Origin of the sequence: Nonlabens marinus S1-08, from assembly GCF_000831385.1 — a bacterium.
Lineage (GTDB): Bacteria > Bacteroidota > Bacteroidia > Flavobacteriales > Flavobacteriaceae > Nonlabens > Nonlabens marinus.
Genome location: NZ_AP014548.1, coordinates 2,663,079 through 2,682,105 on the forward strand (window position 1 = coordinate 2,663,079; position 19,027 = coordinate 2,682,105).

Sequence of the window (19,027 nt, forward strand, 5' to 3'; positions counted from 1 at the left end):
GAGCGAGCGAGAAGATGGAATGCATGATCCTAAAAAAAGAGCATATCTAATTAGTATCCTACCACAGGACCATTCCATCGCATCACCTTTATCCCGAAGGTTTTACAATATAAATTGTTATGGCAGGTCTCCTGACTTGAATATCTTACGGCCTTCCCGATGACTCAGTGGCTTTTCATAAGATCCATTTTACAATGGCAGTGCGCTAGCACAGATTCTTTACAGTTGCGGGAACAGTTCTGGAGTTTCACCAGATTCCCTTTTAATACGACTTGTGGCTTTGAGATCTAATTTTAAAAGGTTTTCGCTTTCGCGAAAGCGTAATTACTAGTAACTCATTGCAACAAGGCATAACCTATAACAAGTCGCAAAAGTAGTAATTAAATATAACGGATCAAGTAGGGTAATAAAAAAAAGTAGTCTTGCCGTGTTACCGTCCTGTTTTACAAGATAAATTCTATTTTTGGAGCCTATGAAGAATATTGTTCTAGGCTGCTCACTTTTGATCATAGCCCTACTAGTTTCTTGCAAGAATGAACATCCCGCTGAGAGTTCTGCAGCAATAACAGTAATCGATACGCTGGAGGTCAAATATGCCAAAGGTTTTGATTTATTGGAAATTAACGACGGCTATAGGATACGTATTTTCAATCCCTGGCCTGGATCTAAAGACACTTTACAACTAGACGTGAATCGTCAGGCCACAGTAGGCGATGTACAGATACCTGTTCAGAAATTTATTGCTACTTCTACAACTCATATTCCGCCTCTTGTTTTATTAAAGGAAACCGATCGGTTAATCGGTTTTCCAGATACTGATTATATAAGCTCTCCAGTGATGCGCAAACGTATTGATGCAGGAAATGTGGAGGATCTGGGCTCTAATGAAACCGTCAACCTAGAACGCACGATATCTCTAGTGCCTGATCTGGTCATGGGCTATGGCATCGATGCTGACAATCCATTGTACCAGTCCATGATGGAATCAGGGATTCCTGTGCTGTATAATGCCGACTGGACCGAGGATCACCCACTAGGTCGCGCGGAATGGATTAAGGTATTTGGAGTATTGTTTGATAAGGAAAAAGAAGCTTACGAGATATTCAATAGGATAGAATCTGATTATCTAGCTGCTAAGGCTCGTGTGAAGGATCTAGAAAAACCTACGGTTATTGCAGGCGCCACCTGGAAAGATGTGTGGTATTTACCTTATGGGAATTCCTGGCAGGGAACTTTAATCAATGATGCTGGTGGGGATTACATCTATAAACATACAGAAGGCTCTGGATCCTTATCCTATAATCTAGAACGGGTACTTACAGATGCCCAACAAGCCGATTACTGGATCGCGCCTGGTCAATACACCTCCTATTCAAAAATGCTCGCAGACAACTTATCCTACCAGCGATTCAAGGCATTTCAAGAGCAACGACTGTACACTTTTGCTCTAGGGACGGGAGCTACGGGTGGTGTGATTTATTATGAAGAAGCATCCATGCGACCTGACCTTGTCTTAAAAGATCTTATTACCATTTTTCATGGGAACGCAACTAGTGATGCTCTCTACTTCTTTGATCCATTAACCGATTGAAAACCAAAACATACATAGCGCTAGTTGCATTACTCTTGCTTCTTTTTGTGGCAGACGTGGCATTGGGTTCTGTTTATATTTCCATACCTGACATTTGGGATGCCCTCGTGGGTTCTCCTGATACTACAGGTCATTACATTATTACGCAACTACGTTTGCCAAGAGCTGTTATGGCTGTTCTAACCGGCATTGGTCTCGCTATTTCTGGTATGCTCATGCAAACTTTGTTTAGGAATCCGCTGGCGGGCCCGTTTGTTTTAGGAATTTCTTCTGGTGCTGGATTAGGAGTTGCTATTTCTATTATGGGCGGTTCATTATTAGGGCTAGGAGTCTTGTCAGGGTTCGGGATCATTACTTCCAGTATTTTAGGAAGTCTGGCTGTTTTTTTATTGATTATTTTAATTTCAATGCGTATCAAAGACACGATGGGGCTGCTGATTATAGGTTTGATGGTGGGAAGTTTGAGTAGCGCAGTGGTAGGGATTTTACAATATTTCAGTCCTAGTGAGCAGTTAAGAAGGTATGTTTTCTGGGGATTGGGAAGTCTTTCCAGTTTATCGTGGGATGAATTAGCAATTATTACCGCCATTATATTCATCTCGCTCATCGGTTTGCTTTTCATCATTAAACCATTGAATGTCTTATTATTAGGAGAAACGTATGCCCGTAGTTTAGGTATCCCATTAAAACAAACGCGCTGGATCATTATTTCAATTACTTGTCTCCTGGCAGGATCCATTACCGCATTTGCAGGGCCTATTGCATTTATAGGACTCGCCGTACCTCATATCGCACGCATGCTGTTGCCTAGTATGGATCACAAAAAATTAATCCCGCTAGTCATGATCATAGGTGCTTCACTCCTACTGGCTTGCGATATTGTCGCACAGATCCCATTCTCAAACTACTCCTTACCCATTAACGCAGTCACTTCCTTAGTGGGCGCACCACTGGTCATCTGGCTCATCGTTAAAAAAAGATACCTTAGATTCTGATGCTCGTATTGCAAGATGTACATATAGGTTATGAAAATGAAGCCATTGCTCGATGTGTGGGTCATATCGCTTTCGCGAAAGCGAAATTCATCGCCATCATAGGTGCTAACGGGACAGGAAAATCAACCTTGTTGAGATGTATGGCAAGCGGTGAACACCTTTTAAAAGGAAGCGTATCGCTCAACGGGAAAGCCATTGCTCAAATCCCATTAGAAAATTTATCCAAGGATATCGCCATTCTCACAACAGATCGTGCCATCAGCAAATCCATTACTGTAATGCAGTTGCTAGAAATAAGCCGGGCGCCGTATACTAACTTTTTAGGACGCTTGACCGCTGAGGATGAACTTGTCATCCACACTGTTGTAGCTGATTTTGAACTGAAAGACTTACAATACCGGCAATTATCCACCTTAAGTGATGGACAGCTACAACGAGCCTTGATCGCTCGTGCCCTAGTGCAACAAACGGATTACATCCTGATGGATGAACCTACCAATCATCTAGACATTCACCATAAGGCGGAATTACTGATAAAACTGAAAAATCACTGCAAGGTGCATGGGAAAACTATTTTGTTCTCTACCCATGAGATTGCTATGGCCACTTCCCTAGCAGATCAAGTTCTTTATTTTAACGAGGAATACATCAGGTTCAAAAGTGCAGAAGAGTTTAAAAAGAAGAACATCTTGCAGCAATTATTTCCATCTCCTTTTCTTTCATGGAATGATGGTCAATATACTTTAAAGGATTCCAACTTGTAAATGTGGATAACTGCTCCAAGAGAATTTTAGATCGCCCAGCTTCACTTTGTAACTTTACACTAAATCAATTTTTATGACGGCAGATGTGTTTGCGGTAGTGATGCTGATCGCAGGATTAGCAGTGGGAGCTCTAGCGGGCTGGTTTTTTGCCAAAAGTAAATTCTCTTCTCCACTTCAATTTCTAGAGAATGAAAAAGAACGTTTATCCCTTCTTGTGGAAGATGGTAAACAAATTACTAGAGAACGTGACGAATTGCGCAATTCTCAAAGCGCCTTGCATGCGGAGATCAGTCAGAAAAAAGAAACTTTAGAAGACTTGCGCAGCAGACTTTCCAAAACTGAAGAGAATTATACCACGCTCAATCAAGATAAAGAAAACCTAAGTGTTCAACTTGCCCAGATGCGTACCATTCATGAAAAAGCGGAAGAAAAATACAGCGAGTCTCAGGCCGAACTTGAAAAGCTGAATGAGAAGTTCACCAAAGAATTTGAGAATCTAGCCAACAAAATCCTTGATGAGAAAAGCACCAAGTTCACCACTCAAAATAAACTCAACATTGAACAGATTTTGAATCCGCTGCAAGAGAAGATCAAAAGTTTTGAAAAACGTGTGGAAGACACACATAAGGATACAATTGATCGTCAAAGTTCCTTACGACAGCAAATTATAGGCTTGAAGGAATTAAATGAGCAAATGAGTAAGGAGACCAGCAACCTTACTAAAGCTTTGAAAGGAGACTCAAAGATGCGCGGGAACTGGGGAGAACTAGTTCTAGAACGAGTTCTTGAAAAGTCAGGTCTTGAAAAAGGCTCTGAATATGAAGTACAACAAAGCGTGCGAACTGAGGAAGGCAAGATGTATTATCCTGATGTGGTCGTTCATTTACCAGGTGGCAATAAAATGGTGATTGATTCTAAAGTGTCGCTTAACGCCTATGAACGTTGGGTCAATGAGGAAGATGAAGCCCAACAAACTCAATTTTTGAAAGCTCATGTGATGGCTTTACGCAAACACGTGAATGACTTATCAGAAAAGAACTATCATGAGCTTTATGCTATGGACAGCCCAGACTTCGTGTTGCTATTTGTTCCTATTGAACCTGCTTTTGCAGCAGCACTGAACTTTGACTCTACGGTTTATACAGATGCATTTGAAAAGAATATTGTGATTGTTACACCTACAACATTACTAGCGACCTTGCGCACCATTGATACCATGTGGCAAAACGAGAAGCAGCAGAAGAATGCGTTAGACATTGCTAAAGCTGCTGGCTCGCTCTATGATAAATTCGTAGGTCTTACCGATGATTTGATCAAAGTAGGGCAACAAATGGACACGGTTCAGAAAACCTATAAGTCTAGTATGAATAAGTTGAGTGAGGGCTCTGGAAACTTGATAGGGCGTGTGGAGCGTTTGAAGAAACTAGGAGCTAAAGCTAATAAGGCTGTGAATGAAAAACTCGTACGTCGCGCCGTCGATAACGACCCAGACTATTTAGAACTGGATAGTTCTGACGACACAGAAGAATAATTATTACACTTTTACGTAATAATTTTAAATATTACGCTTTTATGTAATACATTTGATATATTACATATTTACGTAATACTTATGGAAGTAGTCATCGCAGGAGATATCGTCAACTCACAACAAAACAATCCAGATGAGTATCTAACGGTACTCAAATCAGTTTTGTCTGAATATTCCCAAGACGGAATGTTTCAGATTTATAGAGGCGATAGTTTTCAAGCGGTATTGAATCGACCACAACTTGGTTTGTATGCAGCTTTAAAATTAAAAACAGCCTTAAAGCGTTTAAGTTCTTTAGATGTGAGGGTTGCAATAGGATTAGGTGATGTAAATATCATCGAGAATAACGTAGCTATATCTACTGGAAATGCGTTGACACGATCTGGTGAACTATTGGATTCTCTGAAAAACAAAGAACAAAACATTATGGTCAGATCTGATCATAAATTAGATAATTATATGAATGCGGTTCTTAAAATGGCTTTGCTGTACATGGATGATTGGACAGAAAATTCAGCGTCAGTAGTATATGAACTGCTTGATAACCCTAGCTTGACCCAAGAAGAATTAGGGAAAAAATTAGGAATTCAACAATCAACAGCAAGCCGCAGACTCAATCGAGCAAACTGGCAGGAAACTCAAGAACTATACGGATTATTCCATCAATACTATAATGATGTAAATCATGACGCTAGCCATACTCGTTAAACTCATCCTCGCTCATCTGATAGGCGATTTCTTTCTTCAGACCACTAAAAGTGTCAAGAGCAAAGAAAAGAACAAACTCAAATCTGCAGCACTTTATTTTCATGTTCTGATTCATGGGATCCTTGCAGCTATTGCTGTCTGGGATATTGAGCTATGGTACATACCATTGATCATCATGATATCACATTTATTGATTGACGCAGGGAAGTTGTATGCTACCAATAAAAAAAACAAACGCTGGTTATTCCTGGCAGATCAAGTAGCTCATATTGCGGTAATCATATTGATTTTCATAGAGTCAACATCAAATTTTGCAGACTTTGAATTGGAAATACCTATTCAAGTATGGATTCTTATTTTGTGCCTAGTGTTCCTGACCACACCTGTAAGCATTGCCCTTAAAACTTTTTTTACCAGATGGAAGTTGAGCCCAGGGAACACTGGAATCAATTCCTTAAAAAATGCAGGTAATTGGATAGGTATTATTGAACGTTTATTGGTGTTCATTTTTATTGTTGTGGGGCAATTTGGAGCTGTAGGTTTTCTATTAGCAGCCAAATCTGTTTTTAGGTTTGGCGACCTTAACAGAGAGCACAATATGAAACTAACGGAATATGTATTGATCGGGACTTTGCTTAGCTTTGGCATCGCGATTCTTACAGGGCTTGCGTTTCAAAAACTCGTACAACTATGAGAAAGATCCTCGGTGTTATTCTTGCCACTATTGCCATAATGGCGATTTTGTGGTATACCTTTTTATATTTTGCGACTTATTCTGACGGGTACCGTAGTGGAGAATTGATCAAATTTTCCAGCAAAGGGTACCTCGTTAAAACTTGGGAAGGTGAGATTTCACAAGGCATCAGTGGCGCACAGATATTTTCATTCTCCGTACTTGACGAGGAAAAGGAAGTGATTGATAAATTAAAGGAATATCAAGGTCAATATGTAAAGCTCGAGTATGAAGAGCGGTTTGGAACCTTCTTCTTTTGGGGCGATACTAAATACTTTATTACAGGGGTTACGCTAGAGCAATCGCCGCATTTTAATAGAAACTAGAGTTTCTGGTCCAGTAACCTTTTTTTAGTTGTTTTCGCTTTCGCGAAAGCGAACAAACCCATCAACATGTCTGCAAAATTCAAAACACCAGAAGAATCCAGAGTTACGCTTTCCATGCTGATGTTGCCATCCCATGCTAATTTCTCTGGAAAAATTCATGGAGGCCACATCTTATCATTAGTAGATCAAATTGCATTTGCCTGTGCATCAAAACACAGCCACAACTACTGTGTAACCGCTAGTGTTGATGTTGTAGATTTCTTAGCTCCTATAGAAGTTGGCGAAATGGTGACGCTCAAAGCCACTGTAAATTATGTAGGGAACACCTCTATGGTTATAGGAATACGAGTGGATGCAGAGGATATCAAGTCCGGAATATCCAAACATTGCAACTCCAGCTATGTTACCATGGTTGCCAAAGATGAAAACGGAAAAACGGTTGCCGTTCCTGGATTGAAATTAACGACAGAAACTCACATACGTAGGTTTGCACGTGAAATAAGACGTAAGAGCATCAAGCGAGAGTCCGCTCGAGAGATGAAGGCTACCAACTTTTCGGCTGCTGAATTTGTGAAGCAGTTGAAGGATTATAATGTGGAGCTGCCATCTTAGAGAGACAAACTTATTATATAAAATAACAACGCCTGCTTGAAAAAGCAGGCGTTGTTGAGTTTAGTTCCTTTATTTACTCAAATACATCCTACGTCTTGCATACAACTCGTAAAACTCATCGTCTTTCAAGCTATCTACAAATAAGATACTTTCTCCTGTGGATTTCATTTCTGGGCCTAGGCGTTTATCTACGTTCGGGAATTTATTGAAAGAGAATACTGGTTGTTTAATCGCATATCCTTTTAATTGTGGATTGAAGTCAAAATCAGTGACTTTCTTCTCCCCTAGCATCACTTTGGTGGCATAATTCACATAAGGTTCACCATATGCCTTAGCAATAAACGGGACCGTTCTCGACGCTCGCGGGTTAGCCTCAATGATATAAACGATGTCATTTTTTATAGCAAACTGAATGTTAATCAAACCAACGGTCTTTAGCGCTAGTGCAATCTTCTTAGTATGATCCTTGATCTGCTGCATTACTAAATCACCAAGGTTAAATGGCGGTAAGGTGGCATTAGAATCTCCAGAGTGAATTCCACAAGGTTCGATGTGCTCCATAATCCCGATGATGTAGACATTTTCACCATCACAGATAGCATCTGCCTCCGCTTCTATCGCACCATCTAGGTAATGGTCGAGTAGTAAAACATTGTTTGGGATCTTTCTCAAAATGTCCACGACATGCTCTTCCAGCTCTTGTTTGTTGATCACGATCTTCATTCCTTGTCCACCTAGAACGTAGGATGGTCGTACTAGAATGGGAAAGTCTAATTTATCAGCCACTTTCAATGCCTCATCTGGTGTGGTGGCAATATCAAATGGTGGGTAAGGAATATCAATGTCTTTCAACAGTTTGGAAAAACGACCACGGTCTTCCGCTAGATCAAGCGCCTCATAACTGGTTCCTAACACTTTAATACCGTATCGATCCAACTTCTCTGCGAGTTTTAAGGCAGTTTGCCCACCTAGTTGTACGATCACGCCTTCTGGCTTTTCGTGACGTATGATGTCATATATATGTTCCCAGAATACGGGCTCAAAATAAAGTTTGTCAGCCGTATCAAAGTCGGTAGAAACCGTTTCTGGATTACAGTTGATCATAATAGCTTCATAGCCGCATTCTTGTGCCGCAAAAACTCCATGAACACAGCAGTAATCAAACTCTATTCCCTGACCTATACGGTTAGGTCCTGAACCTAGGACAATGACTTTTTTCTTATCAGTTACGATGCTTTCATTTTGCGCTGCTCGTTTCCCGTCAGGCGTTTCTACATCTGCTTCAAAAGTGCTGTAGTAGTAAGGCGTATCTGCTTTAAATTCTGCAGCACAAGTATCTACGAGTTTGTATACTCGATTGATATTCATCTCATCCCGCTTTTTATAAACTTCGGACTCTAAACAACCTAGCATATGTGCTATCTGACGATCTGCAAATCCTTTTTGTTTAGCTTCTAGAAGTAGCTTTCGCGAAAGCGAACTAATATCAAATTTTCCTATTTCCTTTTCAAGCTCATGTAATTCCTCAAATTGCTTTAAGTACCACATGTCAATACGTGTGATCTCGTGGATTCTAGATAAGGAAATTCCCATCGTGATTGCATCGTATAATGCAAAAACGCGATCCCAACTGGCATTTGTTAATTTATCAATTACTTGATTGTAGTCGGTATAACCTTTCCCATCTGCCCCTAGTCCATTACGTTTGATCTCTAACGACTGTGTGGCTTTATGCAGGGCTTCTTGAAACGATCTTCCTATTCCCATCACTTCACCTACAGACTTCATTTGTAAGCCTAGCGTGCGGTCAGATCCTTCAAATTTGTCAAAATTCCAACGTGGTATCTTCACGATGACGTAATCTAGAGTTGGCTCAAAAAGCGCAGAAGTATTCCCTGTGATTTGGTTGTTCAATTCATCCAGGGTATAGCCTAATGCTAGTTTAGTAGCCACTTTGGCTATAGGATAACCGGTTGCTTTACTTGCTAATGCGGAAGATCTTGACACACGAGGATTAATCTCTATCGCTATGATTTCTTCTCTCTCATCTGGGCTAACAGCAAACTGTACATTACAACCACCTTCAAATTCACCTATACTGCGCATCATATGAATAGCCATATCACGCATCTTTTGGTAGGTACGATCTGATAAAGTCATGGCTGGCGCTACTGTTATAGAATCACCCGTATGGATTCCCATAGGATCCATGTTTTCTATCGTACAAATGATAACCACGTTATCATTTTTATCTCTTAATAATTCTAATTCATATTCCTTCCAGCCTAATAGGGCTTTATCAATCATTACCTCATGAATAGGAGACACCTCTAGACCAAGAGTCAACAGCTCATCATAGTCTTCTTCTTTATGAACAATTGCCGCACCTGCACCTCCTAGAGTGAAGGATGAGCGTATACAAAGAGGAAAACCAAATTCTTGAGCAATTTCCTTTCCTTTCAAAAATGAGGTAGCAGTGGCTTGCGGCGCCATACCTACTCCTATTTTTTCCATTAGATTTCTAAACTTCTCTCTATCTTCAGTGATGTTGATAGCGTCGATATCTACTCCTATCAAATCTACATTGTGATCTTCCCAGATTCCTTTGTCCTGAGCCTCAATACATAGATTTAGAGCCGTTTGCCCACCCATTGTAGGCAATACTGCATCAATTTGCGGGTGCTCCTCTAAAATTTTACGTAAGGATTTAGTGGTAAGCGGTAAGAGATATACATGATCTGCCATCGACGGGTCAGTCATGATGGTGGCAGGGTTTGAATTGATCAGGATGGTCTCGATTCCTTCTTCCCTTAGTGATCTTAAGGATTGTGATCCGGCATAGTCAAATTCACAGGCTTGACCTATAACAATTGGACCGCTACCTATGAGCAGTACAGATTTGATGTCAGTTCTTTTCGGCATTGGTTTATATTTCTGGGTGATGCTAAATTTCGTTAATTAAAAGGCATAAAAAAAGGCGTTACTTCTAAAAAAGTAACGCCTATAATTTATAGATGATAAGTCATTATCTCTTATGTCTTCTTTCAGTTGAAACAGAAAGTTTCTTACGCCCTTTTGCTCTACGACGTGCAAGAACCTTACGACCATTTGCAGATGCCATGCGCTCTCTGAAACCGTGCTTGTTTCTTCTCTTTCTCTTACTAGGTTGGTATGTTCTCTTTTGTGCCATCGTGTAATTCTATATAATAAAAGGGCGAACCTTAATTTTTAATCGGGTGCAAAGATAGGAAGTCTTTAGAACTACACAACGTTTCCTTGTAAAAATAATTAGGAAAGTTAACCGGTTATCAACAATGCTTCTAATCTATAGGTATACAAAAGTCCACAATACATTTTTTCTCAGGGTGTTCCTGATAATTGTTATGATAAACCTCAAATGGATTTGCATCTGATTTTTGATAATCATTTTCTTGCATCCATATAAAAAGGCTTTTCCACGCCTGTTCAAACTCCTGCAATCCTATTTCCATAGGCGCGATGATACAGCGATGGGGCTTAAAAACGATCTGCTCAAAATCGTCAGTGTTCGTAACTTCTTGATCCACCAAGACACAGGCGCTGATTCGCACTTTATCATGCTGTGTGTCCCTGGCACTATCGTGATAGATGGTCACCATTTTTGTTTTGGCTAATTCAAGCAAACCATTCGGTGCAGCCCATTTGACCAATTTCTCATAAGCTGCAGCGACTTTATCAAAGCCTTTTACAGTCATGGCTACCAATTGCATGTCTTCTACCTCTTTAATTTCAATGCGCGTGTTCATGAAGTTGTTTTAGTTCGCTTTCGCGAAAGCGAAATATTTTCAAGTATACAGCAACTAAAAGACTTCTACCCTATCGATTACTAGTGCGTTAATCCTGCGGAAATCTCAAGCGTTGTCTATATTTGCAGCCCAAACAAAATTACAGATGTTTAATAAGAATATAAAATTGGTTTTGGCTGGACTGGTCATAGCTTTCGGCATTTACCAATTCACTAGAAACGAAATACTTACAGGGATTATGTTGATCCTGTTATCAGGAATTTTTGTATTCCTTTACTTCAAGAATGAAATCATTTTATTAGCATTCTTACGCTTAAGGAAGCAAGATTTTGAAGGTGCTCAAAAATGGCTTGCTAAAATCAAAGATCCAGAAGCTGCACTGGTGACTAAACAACAAGGGTATTATAACTACCTACAAGGCTTAATGATTTCTCAAACTAACATGACGCAAGCAGAGAAATATTTCCGCAAAGCGATTAAATTAGGTTTGAATATGGATCAAGATCTTGCAGTGGCAAAATTGAACCTAGCAGGTATTGCGATGACTAAACGCCGTAAGCGCGAGGCCACTACCCTACTTAATGAAGCTAAGAAACTAGACAAACACGGCATGCTGACTGATCAGGTAAAAATGATGAAGCAGCAGATGAAGAAGATCTAGTTCAAGACAGTTGACTTGATGATGACCGAAGATTGACTTAAAGGCGAATCAAGAAAATAGATCCAAGACACCAGAGTTTTTTGGTGTTTATAAGTAAACATGTATTTGTGCTTTCTAATTGAGTTGTTTGTAATTCCTGTTTCGAGCGAAAGTCGAGAAAAGGAATTTGCAAGAAACCTAGATTGGAACTTAAACCATATCTCGACTGTCGCTCGATACTGGTTTCACAGACTTATTTGAAGTAAAATCTAATTCGTTTCACTCTTCTATATCTTGATTCTAATTCCGACTAGAACTCAAAAACCTTCCCATCCAGCGCACAATGGGAATTCTCAAAAATAGGTCGCGCCTCGTCCGTAAACATATCATAGGATTTGTAACGAGAGGAATAATGCCCTAGGATCAGCATGCCTACATCGGCTTTCTTAGCAATCGTTGCCGCTTGCGCAGCGGTGCTGTGTTTTGTTTTCTTGCAAAGATCCTCGTGAGGTTTTAAGAATGTACTCTCGTGGTACAGGGCGGTCACTCCAGTGATCTGCGGGATGATATCCTCTTTATACATCGTATCGCTGCAAAACGCATAACTCTTGGGCGGCTTTCCAGGTGTGGTAAGTTTCTCATTATTAATAACCTCACCATTCTCCCGCACATAATCTGCTCCTTGCTTGATTTTTCGGTAGTAGGCTTTTTCTACATCCAGCTCTTCGCAGGCTACTACATCGAGATGTCGTTCACCTGGCTTTTCTCTCACTAAAAATCCGTGAGTATAGACTCGGTGATTTAGCGGTATGCTGGTGACGGTCAAACTATCATCTTCTAGAAGTAGTGTGGCTGTGGGTTCCACGCTTTCGCGAAAGCGTAATTCAAACGGCATGTAGCTACTACCGAGTCGCATTTGCAACTCGATCATCTCTTTGATCCCTTTAGGACCATACACGTGTAAAGGTTGCTCGCGACCCAAAAGGCAAAATGTGGAAATCAAGCCTACTAAACCATAAACGTGATCGCCGTGCAAGTGGGAAATAAAAATATGCTTGATTCTAGCAAACTTAACGCCATGCTTGCGCAACGCCATCTGTGTTCCTTCCCCACAATCGATCAAAAACAGATGCCCTTTCACCTCCAGCACTTGAGCGGTAGGTCTGGCATTGTCTCTAGGTGTGGCGCTATGGCAACCGAGTATGGTTAGTTTCAAAAGCTTTTTATCAGTGGATTAGTAAGGTAAACACGGACTCAGAATAGTTGATATAACTTAGTATCATTAAGTCAGAAAGACTGGCGTTGGAACAAGAAATCTTTTTAAAACCCTAAGTCCCGCTCGATCTCTTCCATATCAATAATGTCCTCTGCCTCTTTTATGGTAGGAACCACTAAAATCTCATCAGGAATCTCGTCTCTAGATAATGCTGTGTTTACAATAACTAAAGACTGCTTTCCTGCTCTATGTTGATTGCTCAAAGTCAAAAAACACAGCAAATCTTGCAGATTCATATCATCATACTTCAACAAGTCGATGACTAAGTTGACGTCAGCAAACTTTTCATGTATACGAGTTAGGAAATTTGCAAAGTCACAAACACCATCTTGGTCGTCTTGTAATAAGGTGTATTTCTCGGTAGTCTTACTGGTCATGATGTTGAATTTTTGAGGCGATCAGGTACAATACCGCCATGCGAATGGCCACCCCATTCTCTACTTGGTTTAATATGATAGCTTGGTCAGAATCTGCTACCTCGCTAGTAATTTCTACCCCACGATTGATAGGTCCAGGGTGCATGATGACAATCTCCTTATCCAGACCATCTAAAATTTCACGAGTCACTCCATATTGCTGAACGTATTCTCTAACACTAGGGAAATAAGAAATGTCCATGCGCTCGTTTTGTACGCGCAACATATTAGCTACATCGCACCATTGTAATGCTTTTTTCAAATTGAGCTCTACCTTAACTCCTAAATCTGCTATATGTCTAGGGATTAATGTTGCAGGTCCACAAACCATAACCTCAGCACCTAATTTTTTTAAGCAATAGATATTTGATAAAGCCACTCGACTGTGAAGAATATCTCCAACGATCACTACCTTTTTGCCTTCTAGACTTCCTAGCTTCTCCCTAATGGAATAACTATCAAGCAAAGCCTGAGTAGGATGCTCGTGTGCTCCATCGCCGGCATTGACAATTCTCGCCTTAACGTGTTTAGAAAGAAAGACTCCTGCACCAGGATTAGGATGGCGCATGACAACAATATCCACTTTCATAGCAAGAATATTGTTTACAGTATCAATTAGGGTCTCCCCTTTCTTAACGGAGCTTTGTGCAGCGCTAAAATTGATGACGTCTGCACTCAGTCGCTTTTCTGCAAGTTCAAAGGAGAGCTTGGTTCTTGTGGAGTTTTCAAAGAATAAATTAGCGATAGTAATATCCCGTAAGGAAGGTACTTTCTTAATAGGCCGATTGATTACTTCCTTGAATTGATCAGCAGTTTTGTGGATCAATTGGATATCCTCTGTAGTGAGGTATTTGATTCCTAACAAATGATCGACACTCAATTGACTCATTGATCTTCATTTTTAAGTAAGTACACTGCATCCTCGCCAGCAGACTCTTTCCACATCACCTTCACTTTTTGATTGCCAATAGCGTCTACCTGACGGCCATTATAGTCCGGCTGTATGGGCAAGTGTCTGGAAAAACGTCTATCAATAAGAGTAAGCAATTCTATGGTCTTAGGTCTACCAAAGGATTGCAGCGCGGTAAGAGCTGCACGTATGCTGCGACCTGTATACAAAACATCGTCTACGATTACTACATTCTTATTTTCTAAGATAAAATTGATCTCTGTACTATTTGCTTTCAAGGGTTCTTCTCCACGTCTAAAGTCATCGCGGTAAAAGGTGATATCTAGCAAGCCCGTTTGTAGGTTTTCTATTTGATACTGTTCTTTAAGCAAGCGCTCGAGTCTTTTAAGAACAAAGACTCCTCGCGGTTGTACACCTATAAGCGCAGTATTGTGAAAATCACCATGATTCTCAATCAATTGACAGGCTAACCGGTGCAATATGATGTCCAACTGGGCAGCGTTGAGAAGAATTTTCTGGCTCATGAGCGATTCTGATGGGTACAAATATAAAGTATTTGGATAACGCTTGGTTTGTAGTAGTAGGTCAAATTATTCCTTGTTGAGTAGGTCACTAGTCTTTCTCGGTAAAACTAGAAGTAGTAAGGTTTGCGGCGCCAAAGACTTAACGGGAACTAGGTATGTGGTATGTGGTATGTGGTATGTGGTATGTGGTATGTGGTATGTGGTATGTGGTAAATTATTTTTTTTTCAATCACAAATCATAAATCGCTAATCTTAAATCGTTATTCAAAATCGCGTTAGGGATCGAAGTGAAAATCCTTTTTTACGAACGCATGCAATGCGTCGTATAAAAGATTGAAGCGCAGAGCCCGACCGCAGATCGAGCGATAGCGAGGTCCAGTGGAACGCCCCATAAATTACCATAGTAGATTGAAAAAAAAATCCCTTGCCATAGTAATGACAAGGGATTCCTATTTATAAAAGTTGAAGACTATTCTTCTTCTTTAGCTGCTTTTTTAGAAGACTTTTTGGCTGGTGCAGCTTCCACTTTACCTTCCATTCTATCTTTCAATGCTTGAAGTTTAGAGTTAGCATCTCCTAGAGTTGGCTTGTCAGCGTCTTGCTGCTGCTTAGCAGCTTGCTTAACGATCTTAGCTTCCTCTTCCTTATGGATAACCATATGAGAACCTACGACACGCTTGAATTCTTTATTGAATTCAATGATTTCGATTTCGGCTTTCTCACCTTTTCCTAATTTAGATCCATCTTCTTTTTCAAGGTGACGGCTAGGGATGAATACAGTGATGTCGTCATTAAATTTAACAACAGCTCCTTTATCCACCATTTCAGTGATCTCTACTTCATGTTTAGTTCCAACACCGAATTCTCCCTGGTACTTATCCCATGGATTGTCTTCAGTCTGCTTGTGTCCTAGGGACAACTTGCGACCTTCAACATCTAATTCAAGTACTACAACATCTAGCTTATCGCCTACCGCGCAGAATTCTGATGGGTGCTTGATTTTCTTAGTCCAAGAAAGGTCAGAGATGTAGATCAATCCGTCTACTCCTTCTTCCAATTCTACGAATACTCCAAAGTTGGTAAAGTTTCTAACCACACCAGTGTGACGAGAACCTACAGGATACTTAGTAGTAATGTCAGTCCATGGATCTTGAGTCAATTGCTTCATACCTAGAGACATCTTACGATCTTCTCTGTCAAGCGTTAGAACCTCAGCATCAATGATATCTCCTACTTTTACAAAGTCACCAGCACTTCTTAAGTGCGTAGACCATGACATTTCAGATACGTGAACTAATCCTTCAACACCTTCTTCTACTTCTACAAATGCACCGTAGTCTGCAATAACAACTACTTTACCTTTCACTTTATCACCTGGTTTGATCTTGTCAGACATCGCCTCCCATGGGTGAGCTTCAAGCTGCTTCATACCTAACTGGATACGTGACTTATCTTCATCAAAGTCAAGGATTACCACGTTAAGCGTTTGATCTAGCTCTACAACCTCATTAGGGTGGTTGATACGAGACCAAGAAAGGTCTGTAATGTGTACCAATCCATCTACACCACCTAGATCAACAAACACACCGTAAGAAGTGATGTTTTTCACAACACCTTCTAGTACTTGTCCTTTCTCTAGACGAGAGATAATTTCTTTTTTCTGCTCTTCAATATCTGCCTCGATAAGTGCTTTGTGCGATACAACAACGTTTTTGAATTCGTGGTTGATTTTCACCACCTTAAATTCCATTGTTTTATCTACGTATGCATCATAATCACGTATAGGCTTCACATCGATTTGAGATCCTGGAAGGAACGCCTCGATACCGAATACGTCTACGATCATACCACCTTTCGTACGGCATTTTACGTATCCATTAACGATCTCACCTGTATCATGTGCATTGTTTACACGCTCCCAAGCTTTGATCAATCTTGCCTTACGGTGCGATAGAATCAATTGTCCTGTTGCGTCTTCACGTACATCTACAAGAACCTCTACTTTATCACCTTCCTTAAGGTTAGGATTGTAGCGGAATTCGTTAAGGGAAATAACACCTTCAGATTTAGCATTGATATCAATGATCGCATCACGATCAGTGATTTTAATTACCGTACCTGTAATTACATCGCTATCGATAGTATCTACAAAGTTCTCGGCAACTAGCTTTTCAAAAGACTTTAATTGCTCCTCATCAACCTTCTCAATACCTTCACTGTAACGTTCCCAGTCGAAAGTATCCAAAAATTCTTGAGGATCTTGTTGTTTTTTAGGAGCCTCTAGAGGAGTTTCCTTTTCTACTTGTTCTTGAACAATTTCTTGAGTGGCACCTTCTTGTGCAGCCTCTAGTTCTTGTTTTGTTGTTTCTTCAGCCATAATAGGTTGCTGATTAAAATTTGTATTCCAGGGTCTGCCGGAAACTTATAGAAACTTCCCTAGAAGATTTATATAAAGTTTTGATTCCCAATCGGTTTCCGTATTCTCGATTTGGGCTTGCAAAAGTACAGTAATTTTAAAATAATTGCAACACTTCTTTAAGGTAATCGATTGTTTGTGAGTTCGCTTTCGCGAAAGCGAAAACCTTTTTAACTTCAACGCACCATTAAGATTCACCACATGACTTCAAAAACTACAACACCAGAGGAGTATATAAAGGAACTTCCAGAGGACCGAAAGCCTGCCGTGCAGCAATTAAGACAAACCGTCCTAAATCATTTACCAGAAGGTTTTGAAGAAGCGATGAGTTATGGAATGCTCGCCTATCATGTGCCTTTAGAAACCTATCCTGCAGGCTACCATGCTGGAAAAGCATTGACACCATTGCCTTTTATAAATATAGCTTCCCAAAAGAATTACATCGCTCTTTACCACATGGGAATTTATACAAACCCAGATGTTTTAGAATGGTTTAAAAATGAATATCCTAAACATTCTAAAACGAAACTAGACATGGGAAAAAGCTGCATACGTTTTAAAAAGATAGATGCAATTCCTTATGACTTAATTGCAGAACTTTGTGGCAAGATTTCTGTTAAAGAATGGATTGAGACTTATGAAAACCAAATCAAACGTTAGCCTTTTGAAAAATTTATTTTACGCCTTTGCCTCACTACTCCTATTGAACAGCTGCAATGAAAAACCAGTGGTTATTGAGGATCCTAGAAACAATCCTGAACAGTTCAAAAAAGTGGATCCCTCGATCAAACTTCCACAAGTATTAAAACAAGACACTTACCTCAATGATCTAGACACAAGCGCAGGAATGGAAATCTCCAGCGATCGCATCAATATGTTTTACCGTACTGAGACAGATACCATAAACGATTACTACGATTATATAGTAGATCAAGAATTTAAAGGAAACAGCACGGCAGATGACGGTGTGAGTTATTTACACTTGATACGTGACGGAGACACATTAGATTATGAGATCCTTAAAAATGACCGATCTGTATTAAGATTCAAGTTTATGAGAGACAGCACGGTACATGAATATTTCCCAGAAACACGGCCTGGAAAAGCGCCTACCGTAATTCCTGATTGACCCAGTGCAGGAGAGTATCAAATTGCTGATCTCGATCCATATGACTTGTATCTAGCAATAATGCATCATCAGCCTGGACTAGCGGGCTGTCTTCGCGATTGGAATCGATGTGATCCCGTTCAATGACGTTCTTAAGAACATCATCATACTGAACTTGCTGTCCGGCCTTAGTTAGCTCTTCATAACGTCTTTGTGCACGAACATCGGCCGCGGCTGTCATAAATACTTTCAACTCTGCATCTGGAAAAACAACCGTACCTATATCGCGACCATCCATAACCACACCTTTTGCAGCTCCCATCCTTTGCTGTTGTTCTACAAGTTTGGATCGCACTGCAGATACAGATGCTACTTTACTTACCACACCACTTACTTCTAGGGTTCGTATTTGAGATTCAATATTCTTTCCATTGAGGCAAACCTCGTTTGTTCCAGTTTCTGGGTCACGTTCAAAAGAAATGTTGATATCCTTCAACCGTTGTTCTAATGCAGCTTCGTCCAGTTGTCCATCGTTGATTAAGTTTTCGCTTAAAGCGAAAAATGAAACTGCGCGATACATCGCTCCAGTGTCTACATATAAGTATCCTAATTTGTAAGCTAATTCTTTGGCTACGGTGCTTTTTCCCGTACTGGAATGGCCATCAATAGCAATAGTAATTTTACGCTGCATA

General features: G+C 40.3%; 19 protein-coding genes, 1 pseudogene and 1 riboswitch. Of the genes and pseudogenes, 11 read left to right on the plus strand and 9 right to left on the minus strand.

The features are described from left to right. Positions 1-104 precede the first annotated feature (104 nt). A riboswitch (cobalamin riboswitch) is annotated at positions 105-297 on the minus strand. Between the two features lie 175 nt (positions 298-472). The 8 genes and pseudogenes from NMS_RS12215 to NMS_RS12250 all read left to right on the plus strand — a co-directional run bounded on the left by NMS_RS12215 (position 473) and on the right by NMS_RS12250 (position 7,260). Beyond that, positions 473-1,591 carry an ABC transporter substrate-binding protein gene (locus tag NMS_RS12215; RefSeq protein WP_041497073.1) on the plus strand — a complete coding sequence of 373 codons (1,119 nt, stop codon included), beginning with the start codon at positions 473-475 and terminating at the stop codon, positions 1,589-1,591. Further along, entirely contained in the window at positions 1,588-2,586 is a 999-nt protein-coding gene (locus NMS_RS12220) for a FecCD family ABC transporter permease (RefSeq protein WP_231862396.1), read from the plus strand. The genes NMS_RS12215 and NMS_RS12220 overlap by 4 nt, the downstream gene beginning before the upstream one ends. A gap of 71 nt (positions 2,587-2,657) precedes the next feature. Next, positions 2,658-3,350: pseudogene (locus NMS_RS12225) on the plus strand (ABC transporter ATP-binding protein); the annotation flags it as partial. A 73-nt stretch (positions 3,351-3,423) separates the two neighbouring features. Beyond that, entirely contained in the window at positions 3,424-4,881 is a 1,458-nt protein-coding gene (rmuC, locus tag NMS_RS12230; RefSeq protein ID WP_041497077.1) for a DNA recombination protein RmuC, read from the plus strand. A gap of 81 nt (positions 4,882-4,962) precedes the next feature. Next, on the plus strand, positions 4,963-5,589 hold the full coding sequence (locus tag NMS_RS12235) for a SatD family protein (RefSeq protein ID WP_041497078.1): 627 nt from the start codon (positions 4,963-4,965) through the stop codon (positions 5,587-5,589). Then, positions 5,567-6,283, plus strand: a complete 717-nt coding sequence (locus NMS_RS12240) for a DUF3307 domain-containing protein (protein WP_041497080.1) — start codon at positions 5,567-5,569, stop codon at positions 6,281-6,283. The genes NMS_RS12235 and NMS_RS12240 overlap by 23 nt, the downstream gene beginning before the upstream one ends. Next, positions 6,280-6,648: a hypothetical protein gene (locus NMS_RS12245; protein ID WP_041497081.1), complete on the plus strand. Its 369-nt coding sequence runs from the start codon at positions 6,280-6,282 to the stop codon at positions 6,646-6,648. The genes NMS_RS12240 and NMS_RS12245 overlap by 4 nt, the downstream gene beginning before the upstream one ends. A gap of 66 nt (positions 6,649-6,714) precedes the next feature. After that, the gene (locus NMS_RS12250; protein ID WP_041497083.1) at positions 6,715-7,260 is read left to right on the plus strand and encodes an acyl-CoA thioesterase; all 546 of its coding nucleotides are present in this window, start codon (positions 6,715-6,717) and stop codon (positions 7,258-7,260) included. Between the two features lie 69 nt (positions 7,261-7,329). On the opposite strand, the gene carB is transcribed toward NMS_RS12250, so the two are convergent. The 3 genes from carB to NMS_RS12260 all read right to left on the minus strand — a co-directional run bounded on the left by carB (position 7,330) and on the right by NMS_RS12260 (position 11,045). Continuing rightward, the gene (gene carB / locus NMS_RS12255; RefSeq protein ID WP_041497085.1) at positions 7,330-10,182 is read right to left on the minus strand and encodes a carbamoyl-phosphate synthase large subunit; all 2,853 of its coding nucleotides are present in this window, start codon (positions 10,180-10,182) and stop codon (positions 7,330-7,332) included. 103 nt (positions 10,183-10,285) lie between these two features. Continuing rightward, entirely contained in the window at positions 10,286-10,450 is a 165-nt protein-coding gene (rpmH, locus tag NMS_RS13770) for a 50S ribosomal protein L34 (protein WP_082438615.1), read from the minus strand. A gap of 130 nt (positions 10,451-10,580) precedes the next feature. Then, positions 10,581-11,045 (minus strand): AraC family transcriptional regulator, encoded by a 465-nt coding sequence (locus NMS_RS12260; protein ID WP_052476961.1) that lies wholly within the window; start codon positions 11,043-11,045, stop codon positions 10,581-10,583. 145 nt (positions 11,046-11,190) lie between these two features. On the opposite strand from NMS_RS12260, the gene NMS_RS12265 reads away from it, so the two are divergent. Further along, positions 11,191-11,706 (plus strand): hypothetical protein, encoded by a 516-nt coding sequence (locus NMS_RS12265; protein WP_041497086.1) that lies wholly within the window; start codon positions 11,191-11,193, stop codon positions 11,704-11,706. Between the two features lie 289 nt (positions 11,707-11,995). Here NMS_RS12265 and NMS_RS12270 read toward each other — a convergent pair whose 3' ends face one another. The 5 genes from NMS_RS12270 to rpsA all read right to left on the minus strand — a co-directional run bounded on the left by NMS_RS12270 (position 11,996) and on the right by rpsA (position 17,188). Further along, positions 11,996-12,901, minus strand: coding sequence for a ribonuclease Z (locus NMS_RS12270; protein WP_041497087.1), 906 nt, complete (start codon positions 12,899-12,901; stop codon positions 11,996-11,998). A gap of 104 nt (positions 12,902-13,005) precedes the next feature. Continuing rightward, on the minus strand, positions 13,006-13,338 hold the full coding sequence (locus tag NMS_RS12275; protein ID WP_041497088.1) for a hypothetical protein: 333 nt from the start codon (positions 13,336-13,338) through the stop codon (positions 13,006-13,008). Then, on the minus strand, positions 13,328-14,266 hold the full coding sequence (locus NMS_RS12280; protein ID WP_041497090.1) for an aspartate carbamoyltransferase catalytic subunit: 939 nt from the start codon (positions 14,264-14,266) through the stop codon (positions 13,328-13,330). The genes NMS_RS12275 and NMS_RS12280 overlap by 11 nt, the downstream gene beginning before the upstream one ends. Next, a complete protein-coding gene (pyrR, locus tag NMS_RS12285) occupies positions 14,263-14,811 on the minus strand; it encodes a bifunctional pyr operon transcriptional regulator/uracil phosphoribosyltransferase PyrR (RefSeq protein ID WP_041497091.1) in 549 nt (182 codons plus the stop codon). Before pyrR ends, NMS_RS12280 begins: the two co-directional genes overlap by 4 nt. A gap of 469 nt (positions 14,812-15,280) precedes the next feature. Further along, positions 15,281-17,188: a 30S ribosomal protein S1 gene (gene rpsA, locus NMS_RS12290; protein WP_052476963.1), complete on the minus strand. Its 1,908-nt coding sequence runs from the start codon at positions 17,186-17,188 to the stop codon at positions 15,281-15,283. 240 nt (positions 17,189-17,428) lie between these two features. Here rpsA and NMS_RS12295 point away from each other — a divergent pair, with 240 nt between their 5' ends. Both NMS_RS12295 and NMS_RS12300 read left to right on the plus strand, forming a co-directional pair. Next, positions 17,429-17,887 carry a DUF1801 domain-containing protein gene (locus tag NMS_RS12295; protein WP_041497092.1) on the plus strand — a complete coding sequence of 153 codons (459 nt, stop codon included), beginning with the start codon at positions 17,429-17,431 and terminating at the stop codon, positions 17,885-17,887. 4 nt (positions 17,888-17,891) lie between these two features. Continuing rightward, positions 17,892-18,356 (plus strand): hypothetical protein, encoded by a 465-nt coding sequence (locus NMS_RS12300; RefSeq protein ID WP_148311393.1) that lies wholly within the window; start codon positions 17,892-17,894, stop codon positions 18,354-18,356. Here NMS_RS12300 and cmk read toward each other — a convergent pair. After that, positions 18,337-19,026 carry a (d)CMP kinase gene (gene cmk / locus NMS_RS12305; RefSeq protein ID WP_041497095.1) on the minus strand — a complete coding sequence of 230 codons (690 nt, stop codon included), beginning with the start codon at positions 19,024-19,026 and terminating at the stop codon, positions 18,337-18,339. The genes NMS_RS12300 and cmk overlap by 20 nt on opposite strands. Position 19,027 lies beyond the last annotated feature (1 nt).